The organism is Solimonas soli DSM 21787 (genome assembly GCF_000474945.1).
GTDB lineage: Bacteria > Pseudomonadota > Gammaproteobacteria > Nevskiales > Nevskiaceae > Solimonas > Solimonas soli.
Window position 1 is genome coordinate 197759 of the sequence record NZ_KI440838.1, and the last position, 18241, is coordinate 215999.

Genomic DNA, 18241 nt, shown 5'->3' on the forward strand with positions numbered 1-18241 from the left:
AGAAGAACGGCTCGAGCCCGCTTGCGGCTGTCATGGTGTTTGCTAGCGTGTCTGGCATGAACGCCGAATCCCCCGCCGCCGTCGTCCGTCGCCCCGATACCGCCGCCGAAGATGCGCCGCTGCGCGAGGATGTGCGCCATCTCGGTGCTACCGTCGGCGAGATGCTCGCCGAGCAGCTCGGCGAGGACTTCCTGGCGCGCGTCGAAGCCCTGCGCACGGCGGCGATCAGGCGTCGCGAACGCGGCGAGCCGGCGGCGACGCTCGCCGCGCAGCTGGAAGGCCTGCCGCTGCTGCTCGCCGAATCGCTGACGCGCGCCTTCTCCAGCTATTTCCAGGCGGTCAACATCGGCGAGCGCGTGCACCGCATCCGCCGCCGCCGCGATTACCAGCGCACCAGCGAGCGCCCGCAGCCGGATGGCCTCGTCGACGGCCTGCAGCAGCTGAAAGCCGCGGGCGTCGACGCCGCGACGCTGCTCGACGCGCTCGGCAGGCTCGACGTCGAGCCGGTTTTCACCGCGCACCCGACGGAAGCCGTGCGCCGTGCCCTGCTCGAGAAGGAGCAGGATATCGTGCGCTGCCTGATCAACGGTTTCGATCCCTCGCGCACGCCGCTCGAACATCGCCACGACTGGGAGCGCCTGCGCATGGCGCTGACCGTGGCCTGGCAGACCAGCGAGACCGCGCCGGTGAAGCCCTCTGTGCAGGACGAGTTCGAGCACGTCGGCTTCTATCTCGGCGGGCCGCTGTATCTCGTCGCGCCGGTGTTCTACGAACTTTTCGAGGATGCCGTTCAGGCGGTCTACGGCATCCAGGCCGAGCTGCCGCGCCTGCTGCGCTTCGCCTCCTGGGTCGGCGGCGACATGGACGGCAACCCGAACGTCGGCGCCGAAACGATCGCCGCGACCCTGCGCGGCCAGCGCGAGATGATCCTCGACCGCTACGCGGCCGAAGTCGCCGAGCTCGCCGGCCTGCTCAGCCAGACCGAACGCCGCGTGGCGATCGGCGACGCGCTGGCCGCACGCATCGCCGACTATCGCGAGCGTCTGCCGAAAACCGCGGCGGCGATCCGTCCGCGCCATGCCGACATGCCCTACCGCGTGTTCCTGACGCTGGTGCGCGCGCGCCTGCGCGCGACGCAGCGCGACGAGCACGAGGCCTACGCGCAGGCCGACGAGTTCGTCGCCGACATCCGCCTCGTCGCCGATTCGCTGCGCGCGCACAAGGGCGTGCATGCCGGCTGGTTCGCGGTGCGGCGCCTGCTGTGGCGCGCGCGGACCTTCGGCTTTCACCTCGCGCGCCTCGACGTGCGCCAGGATTCGCGCGTGCACGCGCAGGCGGTCGCCGCGCTGCTCGGCGACGCGCAGTGGCCGCAGCGCGCCGGCGACGAGCAGGCGACGCTGCTGCGCCCCTACGCCGGCCGCGGCGCCGTGTTCGCCGCCAGCCGCGACGCCGTCGCGCAGCGCGCGCGCGCGGTGTTCGCGCAGCTGGCCGAGGCGCACGAAACCTACGGCCGCGAGGCGACCGGCCTCTACATCATCAGCATGGCGCAGCGTCCGGCCGACGTGCTCGCGGTGCTGGCGCTGGCGCGCCACGGCGGTCTGGTCGACGCGCGCGGCCACGTGCCGCTCGATGTCGCGCCGCTGTTCGAGACGGTCGACGATCTGCAGAACGGGCCCGCCACCCTGCGCGCACTGTTCGCCGATCCGGTCTATCGCGCGCATCTGGCGGTGCGCGGCGATCGCCAGGTCGTCATGCTCGGCTATTCGGACAGCGGCAAGGATGGCGGCACCGTGGCGTCGCGCTGGGGCCTGCAGCGCGCGCAGGTGGAACTGCTCGAAGTCGCGCAGCAAGCCGGCATCGCGCTCAGCTTCTTCCACGGCCGCGGCGGCAGCGCCAGCCGCGGCGGCGGACGCATCTCGACGGCGCTGATGGCGAGCCCGCGCGGCTCGGTCGGCGGCGTGCTGCGCGTCACCGAGCAGGGCGAGGTGATCCATCGCAAGTACGGCATCCGCGCATTGGCGCTGCGCGAACTGGAGCGCGCGGTGTCGGCCACGCTGCGCGCCACGCTGGTGCCGCGTCCGCCGGATGCGCGTGAAGCGGAGTGGAAGGAAACCATGGTGCTGCTGGCGCGCGAATCGCGCGCCGCCTATCGCGAGTTCGTCGACGCGCCGGGCTTCGTCGATTACTTCCGGACCGCCACGCCGATCGACGTCATCGAACGCATGACGCTCGGCTCGCGCCCGTCGCGGCGCGGCACCATGCAGGGCGTCGAATCGCTGCGCGCCATTCCCTGGGTGTTCGCCTGGACGCAGTGCCGCGCGATCGTCACCGGCTGGTACGGCCTCGGCAGCGGCCTCGAACGCGCCGCGCGGCAATTCGGCGAGGAGCGCCTGCTGGAGATGGCGCGCGACTGGGCCTTCTTCCGCACCATGCTCGACGACGTCGACATGGTGCTCGCCAAGTGCGATCTCGACGTCGCCGAACGCTACTCGAAGCTCGCCGGCGCCCTGCATGCAGCGTTCTTCGCGCGCGTGCGGCACGAGTTCGAACGCACCGTGCACTGGGTGCTGCGCATCAAGCGGGCCGACCGCCTGCTCGCCGGCGACCCGCGCCTCGCGCAATCGATCCGCCTGCGCAATCCCTACGTCGATCCGATCAATCTGCTGCAGGTCGATCTGCTGGCGCGCTGGCGCGACAGCGGCGCGGAGGACGAGGAGTTGCTGCGCGCGCTGGTGGCGACGGTGAACGGAGTGGCGCAGGGACTGCAGAACACGGGGTGATGTGCGAGGGACGCGACGCCCTGTCGTGCTTCCCGATCCGGCCTTTCCATTCGCGCTGTCGCGGGCCTTGCTTCTCTTTGCACAAGCAAGGAAAAGTGCGGCACCGCAAGGCGAAATCAAAAACCGGAGCAGGAGACAAGGCCGCGATGAAAACGAAAAGGCCCGCACGCGGCGGGCCTTTTGCGCAGCGCGGAACGCTTATTTCAGCTTCTTCGCATCTTCCTTCAGCGCCTCGGCCTTGTCGGTCTTCTCCCAGGAGAAAGCCGTCGCCGTCGTGCCGTCGGCCAGCCTGACCTCGAACGGCTTGCGGCCGAAGTGGCCGTAGGCGGCGGTCAGCTGGTAGATCGGATGCACGAGGTCGAGCATCTTGGTGATGCCGTAAGGGCGCAGGTCGAAGTGGCGGCGCACCAGCTTCTCCAGCGAGGCGTCGCTGATCTTGCCGGTGCCGAAGGTCGTGACCATGATCGAGGTCGGCTCGGCGACGCCGATCGCGTAGCTCACCTGCACCTCGCACTTCGCGGCGAGACCGGCGGCGACGATGTTCTTGGCGACGTAGCGCGCCGCATAGGCGGCCGAGCGGTCGACCTTCGACGGGTCCTTGCCGGAGAACGCGCCGCCGCCGTGGCGGGCCCAGCCGCCGTAGGAGTCGACGATGATCTTGCGGCCGGTCAGGCCACAGTCGCCCACCGGACCGCCGATGACGAAGTTGCCGGTCGGGTTGATGTGGAACTTGGTGCTCTTGCTGATCCACTTGGCCGGCAGCACCGGCTTGAGGATTTCCTCCATCACGGCTTCGCGCAGCGTCTTGAGCTTGACGTCCGGGTCGTGCTGCGTCGACAGCACGACGGCGTCGAGGCCGACCGCCTCGCCGTCGCGGTAGCGCAGCGTGACCTGGCTCTTGGCGTCGGGACGCAGCCAGGGCAGCACCGACTTCTTGCTCTTGCGCACCTTCGACTGCTGCTCGACGATGCGGTGCGAGTAGTAGATCGGCGCCGGCATCAGCTCCTTGGTCTCGTCGCAGGCGTAGCCGAACATCAGGCCCTGGTCGCCGGCGCCCTGTTCCTCCGGCTTCTTGCGGTCGACGCCCATGGCGATGTCCGGCGACTGCTTGCCGATCAGGTTCAGCACGCCGCAGGTCGCGCCGTCGAAGCCGACCGCCGACGAGGTGTAGCCGATGTCGGTGATGACCTTGCGCACCAGCGCCTCGAGGTCGACCCAGGCGCTGGTGGTGATCTCGCCGGCGACGATCGCCACACCGGTCTTGACCAGCGTCTCGCAGGCGACGCGCGCCTTTTTGTCCTGCGCGAGGATCGCGTCGAGCACCGCGTCCGAGATCTGGTCAGCGACCTTGTCGGGATGACCTTCGGAAACGGATTCGGACGTGAACAGGTATTCGGACATCGATGGATCCTCGGGGGTAATCTGTCTATACGGATGAACGGATATTGTAGGGCAGCACCACAGCAGCGGATAGAGGCTGCGTGCCGCGCCGCCCGCCATCGTCGACCGCGCGCGTGAAAGCCTCGTGACGCCGCCGCCGCGCATCGCGTGCGTTTCTTGCCCGCGCCGGGCCAAACCCGGACAATACGCCCCCTTTTTGTCCGCCCCCGGTACGCCATGCCGACCCGTTTCGAACTCGCCAACGCCATCCGCGCGCTGGCGATGGACGCCGTCCAGAAAGCCAACATCGGTCACCCCGGCATGCCGATGGGCATGGCCGACATCGCCGAAGTGCTGTGGAACGACTTCCTCTCGCACAACCCGGCGAACCCGAAATGGGTCAACCGTGACCGCTTCGTGGTTTCCAACGGCCACGGCTCGATGCTGCTGTACGCGCTGCTGAACCTGTCCGGCTACGACCTGCCGATGGCCGAGCTGCAGAATTTCCGCCAGCTCAAGAGCAAGACGCCGGGCCATCCGGAAAACTTCGTGACGCCGGGCGTCGAGACCACGACCGGTCCGCTCGGCCAGGGCCTCGCCAATGCCGTCGGCATGGCGATCGCCGAGGCCACGCTCGCCTCGCGCTACAACCGCGACGGCCTGAACATCGTCGACCACTACACCTACGTGTTCACCGGCGACGGCTGCCTGATGGAAGGCATCTCGCACGAAGCCTGCTCGCTGGCCGGCACGCTGGGCCTCGGCAAGCTGATCGTGCTGTACGACGACAACGACATCTCGATCGACGGCCCGGTCGGTCCGTGGTTCGGCGACGACACGCCGGCGCGCTTCGAAGCCTACGGCTGGCAGGTCGTGCGCAATGTCGACGGCCACAACCCGAACGAAGTGAAGAAGGCGCTGGAGACGGCGCGCGCCGAAACCACCAAGCCGACGCTGATCTGCTGCAAGACCGTCATCGGCTTCGGCTCGCCGAACAAGCAGGGCAAGGAATCGTCGCACGGCTCGCCGCTCGGCGAGGCCGAGGTCGCGCTGACCCGCCAGCAGCTCAGCTGGCCGCACGCGCCGTTCGAGATCCCGACCGAGATCCGCGCCGGCTGGGACGCGCAGGCCAAGGGCGCCGCGCGCGAGCGGAACTGGAACGCGCTGTTCGAGGACTACGCCGCGAAGTTCCCGGCCGATGCCGCCGAGTTCGAGCGCCGCATGCGCGGCGAGCTGCCGGCCGACTGGCCGCAGACGATCGGCGCCGCGCTGGACGCCGCCGCCCGCGCCGACAAGCCGAACGCGACGCGCAAGGCCAGCAAGGCCGTGCTCGACGCGATCGCCGCCAGGCTGCCGGAGCTGATCGGCGGTTCGGCGGACCTGTCCGAATCGAACGGCACCGACTTCAAGGGCCACGTCGCCCTGCGCCACGGCAAGCTGGCCGGCAACTACATCAACTACGGCGTCCGCGAGTTCGCCATGGCGGCGGCGATGAACGGCATGGCCCTGCACGGCGGCCTGATCCCGTTCGGCGGAACCTTCCTGGTGTTCTCCGACTACGCGCGCAACGCCATCCGCATGGCGGCGCTGATGAAGCAGCGCTCGATCTTCGTGCTGACGCACGATTCGATCGGCCTCGGCGAGGACGGCCCGACCCACCAGCCGGTGGAACACGTGTCGTCGCTGCGCCTGATCCCGAACGTGCATGTCTGGCGTCCGGCCGACGCCTTCGAGACCGCCGTCGCCTGGAAGGCGGCGATCGAGCGCGCCAACGGCCCGGCGGCGCTGGCACTGACCCGCCAGAACGTCGACGCCCAGGCGCGCAGCGAACAGCAGCAGGCCGACGCCGCGCGCGGCGGCTATATCCTCTGGGAGCCGAAGTCGACGCCGGAAGCGGTGATCATCGCCACGGGTTCGGAAGTGCAGCTGGCGGTGAAGGCCGCCGTGCTGCTCGCCGACAAGGGCCGAGCCGTGCGCGTGGTGTCGATGCCCTGCGCCGAAGTGTTCGCGCGGCAGGACGCCGGCTACCGCGACACCGTGCTGCCGCCGGAACTGCGCAAGCGCCTAGCCGTCGAAGCCGGCATCACGAACTACTGGCGCGCCTTCGTCGGCCTCGACGGCGACGTCGTCGGCATCGACACCTTCGGCGAATCGGCGCCGGCCGCCGCGGTGTTCAAGCACTTCGGCTTCACGGTCGACAATGTCGTGGAGCGAACCGAAAAGCTTCTGGCCAGATAAGCGTTTAGAATAGACGCCCCGTTTTCGGGGCGTCTTCGTTTCAAGGCCGCGGTTTCCGCCGCGGTGCGAATCCGGAGCGGCAGGCCGCTCCCTTCTTTCAACCCGAGGAAGCAGATATGGCAGTCAAGGTAGGCATCAACGGTTTCGGTCGCATCGGTCGCAACGTGCTGCGCGCGGCGGTGCAGAACTTCCACGACATCGAGATCGTCGGCATCAACGACCTGCTCGAGCCGGACTACCTGGCCTACATGCTGAAGTACGACTCCGTGCACGGCCACTTCAAGGGTGACATCGCCGTCGAAGGCGGCGCGCTGCTGGTCAACGGCAAGAAGATCCGCCTGACCCAGGAACGCGATCCGGCCAACCTGAAGTGGAAGGAGATCGGCGCCGACGTCGTCATCGAATCGACCGGCCTGTTCCTCGACAAGGCCAGCGCCGAGAAGCATCTCGCCGCCGGCGCCAGGAAGGTCATCCTGTCGGCGCCGTCGAAGGACGACACGCCGATGTTCGTCTACGGCGTCAACGACAAGACCTACGCCGGCCAGGCCATCATCTCCAACGCCTCGTGCACGACCAACTGCCTGGCGCCGCTGGCCAAGGTGCTGCACGACAAGTGGGGCATCAAGCGCGGCCTGATGACCACCGTGCACGCGACCACCGCGACGCAGAAGACCGTCGACGGGCCGAGCCACAAGGACTGGCGCGGCGGCCGCGGCATCCTCGAGAACATCATCCCGTCATCGACCGGCGCGGCCAAGGCCGTCGGTGTCGTCATCCCGGCGCTGAACAAGAAGCTGACCGGCATGAGCTTCCGCGTGCCGACCTCGGACGTCTCGGTCGTCGACCTGACGGCGGAGCTGGAAAAGCCGGCGAGCTACGAAGAGATCAAGGCCGAGATGAAGGCGCAGTCGGAAGGCGCCCTGAAGGGCATCCTCGGCTACACCGAGGACGCCGTCGTCGCCACCGATTTCCGCGGCGACGCACGCACCTCGATCTTCGATGCCGGCGCCGGCATCGCCCTCGACTCGACCTTCGTCAAGCTCGTCAGCTGGTACGACAACGAGTGGGGCTACTCGAACAAGTGCCTCGAGATGGTGCGCGTGGTGGCTGCCAAGTAAGACGGGCGAAGAAGGGCGGCTCAGGCCGCCCTTCTTGTTTCGCTCCGCGTTTTTTCCGATCGCGTCATTGCCGATCGATCCGAAGATTTCATTCATCCGCCCCCGAATTCCACAAAGGAAGAACGCCATGTCCGTCCTTCGCATGTCCGATCTCGATCTCGCCGGCAAGCGCGTGCTGATCCGCCAGGATCTCAACGTGCCGGTCGCCAATGGCAAGATCACCTCCGACGCGCGCCTGCGCGCCTCGCTGCCTACGCTGAAGCTGGCCCTCGAAAAAGGTGCGTCGGTGCTCGTCGTCTCGCACCTCGGCCGTCCGAAGGCCGGCAAGCTCGACCCGGACGCCTCGCTGACGCTGGTCGCCGCCTGGCTGTCGGCCGCGCTCGGCCGTACCGTGCCGCTGATCTCGAACTGGATCGACGGCGTGTCACTCGAACCGGGCCAGATCGCGCTCGGCGAGAACACGCGCTTCCTCAAGGGCGAGAAGGACGACAACGAAGACCTGGCGAAGAGGATGGCGGCGCTGTGCGACGTCTACGTGATGGACGCCTTCGGCACCGCGCACCGCGCCGAGGCCTCGACGCACGGCGTCGCCAAATTCGCGCCGGTGGCCTGCGCCGGCCCGCTGCTCGCCGCCGAGCTCGAAGCGCTCGGCAAGGCGCTCGCCCAGCCCAGGCGGCCGCTCGCCGTCATCGTGGGCGGCAGCAAGGTGTCGACCAAGCTCGATCTGCTCAACAACCTCGCCGACGTCGCCGATCAGCTGATCATCGGCGGCGGCATCGCCAACACCTTTCTCGCCGCGGCCGGCTTTCACGTCGGCAAGTCGCTGTGCGAGATGGACATGATCGACACCGCCAAGGCGATCCAGAAGAAGATCGAAGCGCGCGGCGGCAGCATTCCGCTGCCGGAGGACGTGGTCTGCGCGACCGAGTTCTCGGCCGAGGCGCACGCCGTCGTGCGCAGGATCGACGAGGTCGAAGCCGACGAGATGATCCTCGACATCGGCCCGAAGGCGGCGGCCAAGCTCGCCGCGCAGCTGAAGAGCGCCGGCACCATCGTCTGGAACGGCCCGGTCGGCGTGTTCGAGTTCGACAGCTTCGCCGGCGGCACCAAGGCGCTGGCCGAGGCGATCGCCGCGAGCAGCGGCTTCTCGCTGGCCGGCGGCGGCGACACCCTGGCGGCGATCGACAAGTTCCACGTCGCCGACAAGATCGGCTACATCTCGACCGGCGGCGGCGCCTTCCTCGAATTCCTCGAAGGCAAGAAGCTGCCGGCGGTGGCGATGCTGGAGTCGCGCGCGAAAGGCTGAGTCGGAAAAAGCGACAACCACAGATTGCACAGATCAAAAGGCGATGCTGCTTCTTGCCTTTATCTGTGTAATCTGTGGTTCGCTTCCGCTGTTGCATCCGAGAGCTCGATGACCACGACCGTCGTCAAGGCCGCCTGTCCGCACGACTGCCCCGACACCTGCGCGATGCTGGTGACCGTGGAGAACGGTCGCGCGCTGAAAGTGCAGGGCGATCCGCACCATCCGACGACGCACGGCGCGCTGTGCACCAAGGTCTCGCGCTATGCCGAGCGCACCTATCATCCCGAGCGCCTGCTGCATCCGCTGAAGCGCGTCGGCGCGAAGGGCAGCGGCCGCTTCGAGCGCGTCGGCTGGGACGCGGCGCTCGACGACATCGCCGCCAAGCTCAAGGCGATTGCCGCGCGCAACGCCGAGGCAATCGTGCCGTACAGCTACGCCGGCACCATGGGCCTGGTGCAGGGCGAGAGCATGGCGGCGCGCTTCTTCAACAGGCTCGGCGCCTCGCGGCTCGACCGCACGATCTGCGCGAGCGCCGGCGCCACGGCGCTGGCGCTCAGCTATGGCCGCAGCGTCGGCATGCGCGTCGAGTTCTTCGCCGAATCGAAGCTGATCCTGATCTGGGGCAGCAACAGCATTGCCTCCAATCTGCACTTCTGGAGCATCGCCCAGCAGGCCAAGCGCCAGGGCGCCAAGCTCGTCTGCATCGATCCGCGCCGCACCGAGACGGCCGACAAATGCCATCAGCACATTGCGCTGCTGCCGGGCACGGACGGCGCGCTGGCGCTCGGCCTGATGCACGAGCTGATCGCGAATGGCGGGCTCGATCAGGATTACATCGACCGCCATACCGAGGGCTGGGCCGAACTGCGCGAGCGCGCGCTGCAATGGCCGCCCGAGCGCGTCGCCGAAACCTGCGGCATCGAGGCCGAGGTCGTGCGCGGCCTGGCGCGCGACTACGCGACGCTGACGCCGGCGGCGATCCGCGTGAACTACGGCATGCAGCGCGTCCGCGGCGGCGGCAACGCGGTGCGCCTGATCACCGCGCTGCCCTGCCTGCGCGGCGCCTGGCGGCATCGCGGCGGCGGCCTCCTGCTGTCGGCCTCGGGCTGGCATCCGGTCGACACGATGGCCCTGGAACGGCCGGACCTGCTCGGCGCGCGCAAGCCGCGCACGATCAACATGAGCACGATCGGCGCCGATCTGCTGCGCGAGTCGTCGCCGGCATTCGGGCCGCGGATCGAGGCGCTGATCGTCTACAACAGCAATCCGGTCGCGGTCGCGCCGCAGTCGCGCGAGGTCGTCGCCGGTTTTTCGCGCGAAGACCTGTTCACCGTCGTGCTCGAACACTTCCAGACCGACACCGCCGACTACGCCGACTACGTGCTGCCGGCGACGACGCAGCTCGAACACTTCGACGTGCACAAGAGCTACGGCCACACCTCGGTGCTGATCAACCATCCGGCGATCGCGCCGCTCGGCGAGGCGCGGCCGAACACCGAGATCTTCCGCGGCCTCGCCGCGCGCCTGGGCTTCACCGAGCCCTGTTTTGCCGACAGCGACCTCGACATCGGCCGCAAGGCCTTCGGCCGCGCCGTCGACTTCGAGCGGCTCAGCCGCGACGGCTGGCTGCAGCTGCCCGTCGCCGACGCGCCGTTCGCTGACGGCGGCTTCCCGACCCGCAGCGGCCGTGCGCGGCTGGGCGGCGAGTACATACCCAACTACGAATCGCGCGCGTCGGCGCCGGCGCTCGCGGCGCGCTATCCGCTGGCGATGATCTCGCCGCCGGCGCGTCACTTCCTCAACTCCACCTTCGTCAATGTGCGCAGCCTGCGCAGCATCGAGGGCGAGCCGCTGCTCGAACTGCATCCGCGCGATGCGGCGGCGCGCGGCATCGGTGACGGCGCGCGCGTGCGCGTGTTCAACGATCGCGGCAGCTATGTCTGCAAGGCACACGTCAGCGAGCGGGCGCGGCCTGGCGTCGTCGTCGGCCTCGGCGTGTGGTGGCGCAAGCTCGGCGCCGAGGGCAGCAACGTCAACGAGCTGACCAGCCAGCGTCTGACCGATATCGGCCGCGCGCCGACCTTCTATGACTGCCTGGTGGAAGTCGCCGCCGCCTGAGCGGCTCTTGAAGGCGCCGCCGCTGTCAGCATATTGACGACGGGCGCGCGTACACTGGCGCCCGCCACCTTCTTTACGGGAGTTCGCCATGCGTCAACTGATCCGTCTGATGCTGCTGTCGGCCGTCACCCTGCTGTCCGCCTGCGGCTACAACTCGCTGCAGAGCCAGGACGAGCAGATCAAGGCGTCGTGGGCTGAGGTGCTGAACCAGTACCAGCGTCGCGCCGACCTGGTGCCGAATCTGGTCAACACTGTGAAGGGGTACGCGCAGCACGAGGAGCAGGTGCTGACCGAGGTGACGAACGCGCGCGCCAAGGTCGGCCAGGTCAATGTCGACAACGATAGCTTCAACGACGAAGCCAAGCTCAAGCAGTTCGCCGCCGCGCAGGGCGAGCTGAGCTCGGCACTGTCGCGCCTGCTGGTGGTCTCCGAGAACTATCCGCAGCTCAAGGCCGATGCCCTGTTCCGCGATCTGCAGGCGCAGCTCGAAGGCACGGAGAACCGCATCACGGTCGCGCGCAACCGCTACATCCAGGCCGTGCAGCAGTACAACACCACGGTGCGCTCGTTCCCGACCAATCTCACGGCGAAGCTGTTCGGCATGCAGGTCAAGCCGAGCTTCACCGTGGAGAACGAGAAGGCGATCTCGGAAGCGCCAAAGGTCGATTTCGGCGGCGGCAAGTAAGCCGCGGTCAGGGAACATCCGATGCTGCGTCGCGCGTTCGCCGCGCTGCTGCTGGTCCTGCTCGCCGCCGCGCCGGCTTTCGCCGACGTGGCGGTGCCGGCGCTCGCGGCGCGCGTCACCGACCAGACGGGCACGCTGACGGCTGAGCAGAAGGCCGCGCTCGAACAGAAGCTGGCGGCGTTCGAGCAGCGCAAGGGCAGCCAGATCGCGATCCTGATCGTGCCGACCACCGAGCCGGAGACCATCGAGCAGTATTCGATCCGCGTCGCCGAGCAGTGGAAGCTCGGCCGCAAGGGCGTCGACGATGGCCTGCTGATCCTGGTCGCGCGCAACGACCGCACGCTGCGCATCGAAGTCGGCTACGGCCTCGAAGGCGTGGTGCCGGACGCCATCGCGCATCGCGTGATCGACGAGATCATCGTGCCGCGCTTCCGCGACGGCGATTACTACGGCGGGCTCGACGCCGGCGTCGACCAGCTGATCAAGGTGGTCGACGGCGAGCCGTTGCCGCCGCCGCCGGAACGGCAGCGCCGCTCGGGCGGCAAGCTCGAATCGCTGATCCCGATCCTCTTCTTCGCGCTGGTCGCCGCGCAGTTCCTGCGCCGCGTGTTCGGCGCCGGCTTCGGTTCGCTGCTGGCCGGCGGCGCCGTGTTCGGTCTCGCCTGGCTGTTCTCCGGCATGCTGCTGCTGGCGGCGTTCTTCGGCCTCGTCGCCTTCGTGTTGACCCTGTTCGGCGCGGTGATTCCGCTCGGCGGCGGCTGGAACTCGCGCGGCGGCGGCGGTTTTGGTGGCGGCGGCTTCGGCGGGGGCGGGTTCGGCGGCGGTGGCGGCGGCTTCGGCGGCGGCGGCGCATCCGGGAGATGGTGAGATGAGCCTGCAACGCTTCTGGCGTCACCTGACGATGTCGCCCTGGCAGACGCGCCGCCGCTTTCCGCCGGCGACGCGCGAGGCGATCACCGCCGCCGTGCGCGCCTGCGAGGTGCGCCATCCGGGCGAGATCCGCTTCGCCGTCGAGGGCGCGCTGCCGCTTTCACGGCTCTGCGCCGGCCTGTCGCCGCGCGACCGCGCCGTCGAGCTGTTCGCACAGCTGCGCGTCTGGGACACCGAGCACAACAACGGCGTGCTGATCTACGTGCTGCTCGCCGACCGTGACGTCGAGATCGTCGCCGACCGCGGCGTCGGCGATGCGCGCGTGCCGCCGGACGAGTGGCGGGCCTGCTGCCGCCTGATGGAGGAGCACTTCCGCGCCGGCCGCTTCGAGCAGGGCGCGGTGGCCGGGATCGAGGCGGTCGCCGCCGTGCTGGCCCGCTATCCGCCGGCGCGACCGGACGCCGGCAACGAGCTGCCGGACGCCCCGGTCTTTTTGTAGACCGTTCCGACAAGCTCTAAACTGGCAGTCTTTTGGCTGCCACGTTCCTGATGCGCCGACTCGTCGTCACCCGCGGACCCTTCCGCATTCCCGCGCCCGCGCGCGAGGGGCGGCGATGAGCACGCGCCCGCCGGACCCGGAGCTGGAGCGCTGGCTGCAGGAGCTCGACATCGTGCCGCTGGCCGACGAGGCCGACGGCGAGGGCGCGCAGCGCCTGCTGTACCTGCTCGACGCCGAACGGCGGGCACCGCTGACGCCGGAGCTGCAGGTGATCAGCGCGCGGCGACGCAGCGACGGCGGCTACGGCGGCGCGCAGGCGCAGCCGAAGGCGGCGCACAGCCACGCGCGCCACGTCAGCGAACTCGACCGCCGCCTCCTGCAGTTCATCGACCGCCAGCAGCGCCGGCCGGGCCCGCCCTGGCAGCTGCAGGGCGCCTGGGGCGCCGAGCTGCTGCGCAAGCTCATCGCGACCGGCCGCTGCCACTGGCACAGCGAACAGACGCCGGCCCTGTCGCTCGGCGAGGCGCGCCGCGGCGAATTCCGCTGGCAGCTCGGCGACGACGGGCGCAGCCATCTGCAGCTGGACGTCGAGGGCGCCGCCGCGGTGCTGCCGCTCGAGCCGCCGTGGTACGTCGACCTGCGCAAAGCGGTCGCCGGTCCGGTCGACAGCGGCGTGCCGGACCGCCTCGCCGGGCAGCTGCTGGGCGCGCAGCCGGCGGCCGCCGACGAACTCGCCAAGCTCACCGAGCGCTGGTCGGCGGTGCTCGGCGAGCACGCCCTGGTCGTGCCACCGCCGCCGGCCGTGCATTTCCGTCGTCGCCGCGACGTGCAGCCGGTGCCGGTGCTGGCCCTGCGCCAGACCTGGCTGCCGCAGTCCTGGGCGCGCGAGGAGACCATCGACGCCGCCTCGCTGACCTTCGACTACGCCGGCCTGCGCTGCGCGCCGGACACGCCGGTCGCGCCGCTGGTGCGCGTGGTCGACGGCCACGTTACGCAGATCGAGCGCCAGCCGGCGTGCGAGCAGGCGCTGATGGCGCGCCTGCGCCAGACGCGGCTCGAACCGGTGCGCGACTACTACCGCAACGCCACCGGCCTGCTCGCGCCGCCGCCGAGCGTCGGCCGCGCCGGCTGGGTCGATTTCCTCGCCGTCGAAGCACCGAAGCTGCGCGGCGAAGGCTGGCGCCTGGAGATTGATCCGGATTTTCCCTGGCGCCTGCACGAGCCGGACGAGAGCGACTGGCGGCTGCGCGTCGCCGCCCACAGCCGCGACGGACGCGGCGGCAGCGCCGACTGGTTCGACATCGGCCTGCAGATCGTCATCGACGGCCGCGAGACGCCGCTGCTGCCGCTGCTGGTCGCGCTGCTGCGCCAGGCCGGCGACAAGCTGACGCCGGCCAAGCTGCAGGCCATGGCCGACGACGCGCCGCTGATCGTGCGCGACGACGCCGGCCGCCTGATCCGCCTGCCGGCCGGCCGCGTCAAGCCGATCCTCGCGACGCTGATCGAGCTCTACGACGATGCGCCGCTGCAGGACGACGGCAGCCTGCGCCTGCCGCGCTGGGCCGGCGCGCTGCTCGGCGATCTCGGCCGCGACGCGGCGCTGCGCGAAAGCGAGCTCGGGGCGCTCAAGCCGCAGCCGGTCGAGCCGCCCGCCGGCCTGCAGGCCGAGCTGCGCCACTACCAGCGCGACGGCCTGGCCTGGCTGCAGTGGCTGCGCACGCGCGGCCTCGGCGGCGTGCTGGCCGACGACATGGGTCTCGGCAAGACCCTGCAGACGCTCGCGCACATCCTGCTGGAGAAGGAGCAGGGCCGGCTCGACCGGCCGGCGCTGATCGTCGGCCCGACCAGCCTGGTCTTCAACTGGCGCCGCGAGGCGGCGCGCTTCGCACCGGACCTGCGCGTGCTGGTGCTGCACGGCCAGGATCGCCGCCGCCGCTTCAGCGCCATGGCGCACGTCGACGTGGTGCTGACCACCTACGCGCTGCTGCCGCGCGATCTCGAGGCATTGAAGCGCCAGGGCTGGCATCTGCTGATCCTCGACGAGGCGCAGAACATCAAGAACCCGCGCTCGAAGGCGGCGCACGCCGTCGCGCAGCTCGACGCGCGGCATCGGCTCTGCCTGTCCGGCACGCCGCTGGAGAATCATCTCGGCGAGCTGTGGTCGCTGTTCAACTTCCTGATGCCCGGCTATCTCGGCGACGACCCCTCGTTCCGCCGCCGCTTCCGCGTGCCGATCGAGAAGCACGACGACGCCGGCGTGCGCACGCAGCTGGCGCGCCGCGTCGGGCCGTTCCTGCTGCGGCGCACGAAGAACGAGGTCGCCAAGGAACTGCCGCCGCGCACCGAGATCATCCGCAGCGTCGCGCTCGACGGCGCGCAGCGCGATCTCTACGAGACCGTGCGCACGGCGATGCACGACGAGCTGCAGGCGGAGATCGAGCGGCACGGCCTCGCGCAGTCGCGCATCGCCCTGCTCGCGGCGCTGCTCAAGCTGCGCCAGATCTGCTGCGATCCGCGCCTGCTGAAACGCGAGGAAGGCAGCGAGGAGCCGGCCGTGCACGAGTCGGCCAAGCTCGATCTGCTGATGACCCTGCTGCCCGACATGCTGCGCCAGGGCCGCCGCATCCTGCTGTTCTCGCAGTTCACCTCGATGCTGGCGCTGATCGAGCAGGCGCTGAAGGAACGCGGCATCGACTACCTGCTGCTGACCGGCGCGACGCACGACCGCGAATCGCTGGTCGACCGCTTCCAGCGCGAGGAAGTGCCGCTGTTCCTGATCAGCCTCAAGGCCGGCGGCGTCGGCCTCAATCTCACCGCCGCCGACACGGTGATCCACTATGACCCGTGGTGGAATCCGGCGGTCGAGAACCAGGCGACCGATCGCGCGCACCGCATCGGCCAGGACAAGCCGGTCTTCGTCTACAAGCTGCTCAGCGAGGGCACCGTCGAGGAGAAGATCGCCGAGCTGCAGGCGCGCAAGCGCCAGCTCGCCGAAGCCCTGTTCGCCGACAGCGGCGAGAACGTGGAATTCGATGCCGAGACCGTCGCCGAGCTGTTCGCGCCGCTAAACTGAGCACCCAACCAAGGATTCGACCGATGCGCTTCGAAGGCACCGAGAACTACGTCGCCACCGACGATCTGATGATGGCGGTCAACGCCGCCGTGACCCTGCAGCGGCCGCTGCTGGTCAAGGGCGAGCCGGGCACCGGCAAGACGCAGCTGGCGCGCGAGATCGCACGCGCGCTGAAGCGGCCGTTCCTCGACTGGGCGATCAAGTCGACGACCAAGGCGCAGCACGGCTTGTACGAGTACGACGCGGTGTCGCGCCTGCGCGATTCGCAGCTCGGCGACGCCAAGGTCAAGGACATCGGCAACTACATCGTCAAGGGCAAGCTCTGGGAGGCCTTCGCCTCGGACGAGCAGCCGGTGCTGCTGATCGACGAGATCGACAAGGCCGACATCGAATTCCCCAACGACCTGCTGCGCGAACTCGACCAGATGGAGTTCTACGTCTACGAGACGCGCGAGACAGTGAAGGCGAAGAACCGGCCGATCATCATCATCACCTCGAACAACGAGAAGGAGCTGCCGGACGCTTTCCTGCGCCGCTGCTTCTTCCACTACATCCGTTTCCCGGACAAGGAAACGATGCAGAAAATCGTCGACGTGCATTTCCCCGATCTGAAGAAGCACCTGACGAAGGAAGCGATGGAAGTGTTCTTCGGCCTGCGCGAGCTGCCGGGCCTGAAGAAGAAGCCGTCGACCTCCGAGCTGCTCGACTGGCTCAAGCTGCTGCTCGCCGAGGACATCGATCCGGCCGTGCTGCACGAGGCGAGCACCAAGAAGAGCCTGCCGCCGCTGTACGGCGCGCTGCTGAAGAACGAAGCGGACGTGCATCTGTTCGAGCGCGTGGCGTTCATGGCGCGCCGCTCGAGCTGACAAGCATCTGTCGCGCGCCCGGGGGCGGTCGCGCGGCATGTTGTGCGGCGGCGCACGAATCGCCGCCGGCACTGTGCAGGAGTGCACGGTTTCGGGGTGGGCGCTGTGCTGAAGTCGCGCCCTTCTTTTTTCGGGCTTGGGGGATTCGTCATGAAGCATCACGTTCGATCGGCTGGCGCCGCGCTGGCGCTGTGCGCGTTCCAGACTTTCGCCGCCGGTGACGCCGCGCTCGCGCCGTGGTTCGACCGCCTGCCGGCGATGCCGAAAACCGTCGCCGAGGCGCAGGCGCGCATCCATTACGCGAACGGCCGTGCCACGCTCGACGCGCCGGCGCATGACAGCTACGCGCAGCAGTTGCGGGCGCGCCGCCAGACGCTGGAACAGCAGGCGGCCGCGGCGGCCCAGAAGGGCGAGGCCGCGGTCGGCGGCATGCAGCAGGACCTGAACGCCGCCGCCGGCGAGGACATCAGCAGTCCGGAATTCCAGAAGAAGCTGGAACGCATGACCGACGCCGAGAAGATGGCCTTCGCGATGAAGATGAACGGCCAGATGCAGAAGAGCATGGGCACGAGCTACGCCGGCGGCGCCAGTCTGGGCGCGCCGGAGAGCGCGGCGGTGCAGGCCGCGCAGACGGCCTCCATGCAGTACCAGCAGCAGTTTGCCCTGCAGCTGCAGAACGGCGCGGCGACCATGCGGCTCGTGCCGGCTCTCGAGCAGGCGCACCGCGAACTCGATGAACGCCTCAGCCGCGAGGCGGCGAGCTGCGTCACCGCCGCCGATCCGGCGCAGGTCCAGGCCTGCCTCAAGACGAAGTCCGGCGCCTGCTGGGATCAGCATGCCGCGCTCGCCGCGCAGCAGCTGACGAGCCTGCAGTCCGCCTACCAGCAGCAGCTGGCGCGCGCGCGCAAGGACGCCGCCGAGGCCGATCGCGTGCTGGCGCCGACGCAATACGGCGCGCAGGCGAGGAGCTACAACGGCCAGTCGCAGCTGCTCGGCTATCAGCAGCAGATCCTCGCCTCGGCCGAGTCGCTGCTGCAGTTGTCGGAGGCGGCCTGGCTCGACGTCGGCGCCTGGGGCGCCGGCAAGACGCAGTCGGCCGGTCAGCCGCTCGCCGTGGTCGGCAGCGAGGCGAGCTGCGGCTACGAGACGCGCTTCGGCCGCGACGGCAGCTCGGGCGGCCGCAGCGGCAGTTCGCGGCCGGGCCCCGCCGGCAAGGCGACGCGCAGCGTGCAGGACGGCGCCAGGAAGGTGCTGAACTGGCTCGGCCACTGAGCGCGCGGCGCCGCGAGGCGCGCATCGCGCAGCGGC

Annotated in this window: 12 protein-coding genes; 11 read left to right on the plus strand and 1 reads right to left on the minus strand. The window is 69.4% G+C overall.

Annotated features, from left to right (window positions below; all coding sequences use genetic code 11):
• The first annotated feature begins 56 nt into the window (after nt 1-56).
• Nucleotides 57-2780, plus strand: a complete 2724-nt coding sequence (gene ppc / locus K344_RS0117325; RefSeq protein ID WP_028081727.1) for a phosphoenolpyruvate carboxylase — start codon at nt 57-59, stop codon at nt 2778-2780.
• Nucleotides 2781-2978: 198 nt separating this feature from the next.
• Here ppc and metK read toward each other — a convergent pair whose 3' ends face one another.
• Nucleotides 2979-4181: a methionine adenosyltransferase gene (gene metK, locus K344_RS0117330; RefSeq protein ID WP_028081728.1), complete on the minus strand. Its 1203-nt coding sequence runs from the start codon at nt 4179-4181 to the stop codon at nt 2979-2981.
• Between the two features lie 216 nt (nt 4182-4397).
• On the opposite strand from metK, the gene tkt reads away from it, so the two are divergent.
• The 10 genes from tkt to K344_RS0117380 all read left to right on the plus strand — a co-directional run bounded on the left by tkt (nt 4398) and on the right by K344_RS0117380 (nt 18205).
• A complete protein-coding gene (gene tkt, locus K344_RS0117335; RefSeq protein ID WP_028081729.1) occupies nt 4398-6398 on the plus strand; it encodes a transketolase in 2001 nt (666 codons plus the stop codon).
• 116 nt (nt 6399-6514) lie between these two features.
• A complete protein-coding gene (gene gap / locus K344_RS0117340; protein ID WP_028081730.1) occupies nt 6515-7516 on the plus strand; it encodes a type I glyceraldehyde-3-phosphate dehydrogenase in 1002 nt (333 codons plus the stop codon).
• A 127-nt stretch (nt 7517-7643) separates the two neighbouring features.
• Nucleotides 7644-8822 carry a phosphoglycerate kinase gene (locus tag K344_RS0117345; protein WP_028081731.1) on the plus strand — a complete coding sequence of 393 codons (1179 nt, stop codon included), beginning with the start codon at nt 7644-7646 and terminating at the stop codon, nt 8820-8822.
• A gap of 108 nt (nt 8823-8930) precedes the next feature.
• Nucleotides 8931-10940, plus strand: coding sequence for a molybdopterin-containing oxidoreductase family protein (locus K344_RS0117350; protein WP_028081732.1), 2010 nt, complete (start codon nt 8931-8933; stop codon nt 10938-10940).
• A gap of 88 nt (nt 10941-11028) precedes the next feature.
• Nucleotides 11029-11625: a LemA family protein gene (locus K344_RS0117355; protein ID WP_028081733.1), complete on the plus strand. Its 597-nt coding sequence runs from the start codon at nt 11029-11031 to the stop codon at nt 11623-11625.
• 21 nt (nt 11626-11646) lie between these two features.
• Nucleotides 11647-12492 (plus strand): TPM domain-containing protein, encoded by an 846-nt coding sequence (locus tag K344_RS24870; RefSeq protein WP_028081734.1) that lies wholly within the window; start codon nt 11647-11649, stop codon nt 12490-12492.
• Nucleotide 12493: 1 nt separating this feature from the next.
• A complete protein-coding gene (locus tag K344_RS0117365) occupies nt 12494-12994 on the plus strand; it encodes a TPM domain-containing protein (RefSeq protein ID WP_028081735.1) in 501 nt (166 codons plus the stop codon).
• Between the two features lie 115 nt (nt 12995-13109).
• Complete coding sequence (locus K344_RS22335; RefSeq protein ID WP_051362356.1) at nt 13110-16067, plus strand: DEAD/DEAH box helicase; 2958 nt, start codon at nt 13110-13112, stop codon at nt 16065-16067.
• 23 nt (nt 16068-16090) lie between these two features.
• The gene (locus K344_RS0117375; RefSeq protein WP_028081736.1) at nt 16091-16933 is read left to right on the plus strand and encodes an AAA family ATPase; all 843 of its coding nucleotides are present in this window, start codon (nt 16091-16093) and stop codon (nt 16931-16933) included.
• Nucleotides 16934-17083: 150 nt separating this feature from the next.
• A complete protein-coding gene (locus tag K344_RS0117380) occupies nt 17084-18205 on the plus strand; it encodes a hypothetical protein (RefSeq protein WP_028081737.1) in 1122 nt (373 codons plus the stop codon).
• Nucleotides 18206-18241 lie beyond the last annotated feature (36 nt).

Excerpts from the sequence above, each read along its gene's own strand:
- ppc (WP_028081727.1), top strand. The coding sequence starts at position 57 with ATGAACGCCGAATCCCCCGCCGCCGTCGTCCGTCGCCCCGATACCGCC.
- metK (WP_028081728.1), bottom strand. The coding sequence starts at position 4,181 with ATGTCCGAATACCTGTTCACGTCCGAATCCGTTTCCGAAGGTCATCCC.
- tkt (WP_028081729.1), top strand. The coding sequence starts at position 4,398 with ATGCCGACCCGTTTCGAACTCGCCAACGCCATCCGCGCGCTGGCGATG.
- gap (WP_028081730.1), top strand. The coding sequence starts at position 6,515 with ATGGCAGTCAAGGTAGGCATCAACGGTTTCGGTCGCATCGGTCGCAAC.
- K344_RS0117345 (WP_028081731.1), top strand. The coding sequence starts at position 7,644 with ATGTCCGTCCTTCGCATGTCCGATCTCGATCTCGCCGGCAAGCGCGTG.
- K344_RS0117350 (WP_028081732.1), top strand. The coding sequence starts at position 8,931 with ATGACCACGACCGTCGTCAAGGCCGCCTGTCCGCACGACTGCCCCGAC.
- K344_RS0117355 (WP_028081733.1), top strand. The coding sequence starts at position 11,029 with ATGCGTCAACTGATCCGTCTGATGCTGCTGTCGGCCGTCACCCTGCTG.
- K344_RS24870 (WP_028081734.1), top strand. The coding sequence starts at position 11,647 with ATGCTGCGTCGCGCGTTCGCCGCGCTGCTGCTGGTCCTGCTCGCCGCC.
- K344_RS0117365 (WP_028081735.1), top strand. The coding sequence starts at position 12,494 with ATGAGCCTGCAACGCTTCTGGCGTCACCTGACGATGTCGCCCTGGCAG.
- K344_RS22335 (WP_051362356.1), top strand. The coding sequence starts at position 13,110 with ATGAGCACGCGCCCGCCGGACCCGGAGCTGGAGCGCTGGCTGCAGGAG.
- K344_RS0117375 (WP_028081736.1), top strand. The coding sequence starts at position 16,091 with ATGCGCTTCGAAGGCACCGAGAACTACGTCGCCACCGACGATCTGATG.
- K344_RS0117380 (WP_028081737.1), top strand. The coding sequence starts at position 17,084 with ATGAAGCATCACGTTCGATCGGCTGGCGCCGCGCTGGCGCTGTGCGCG.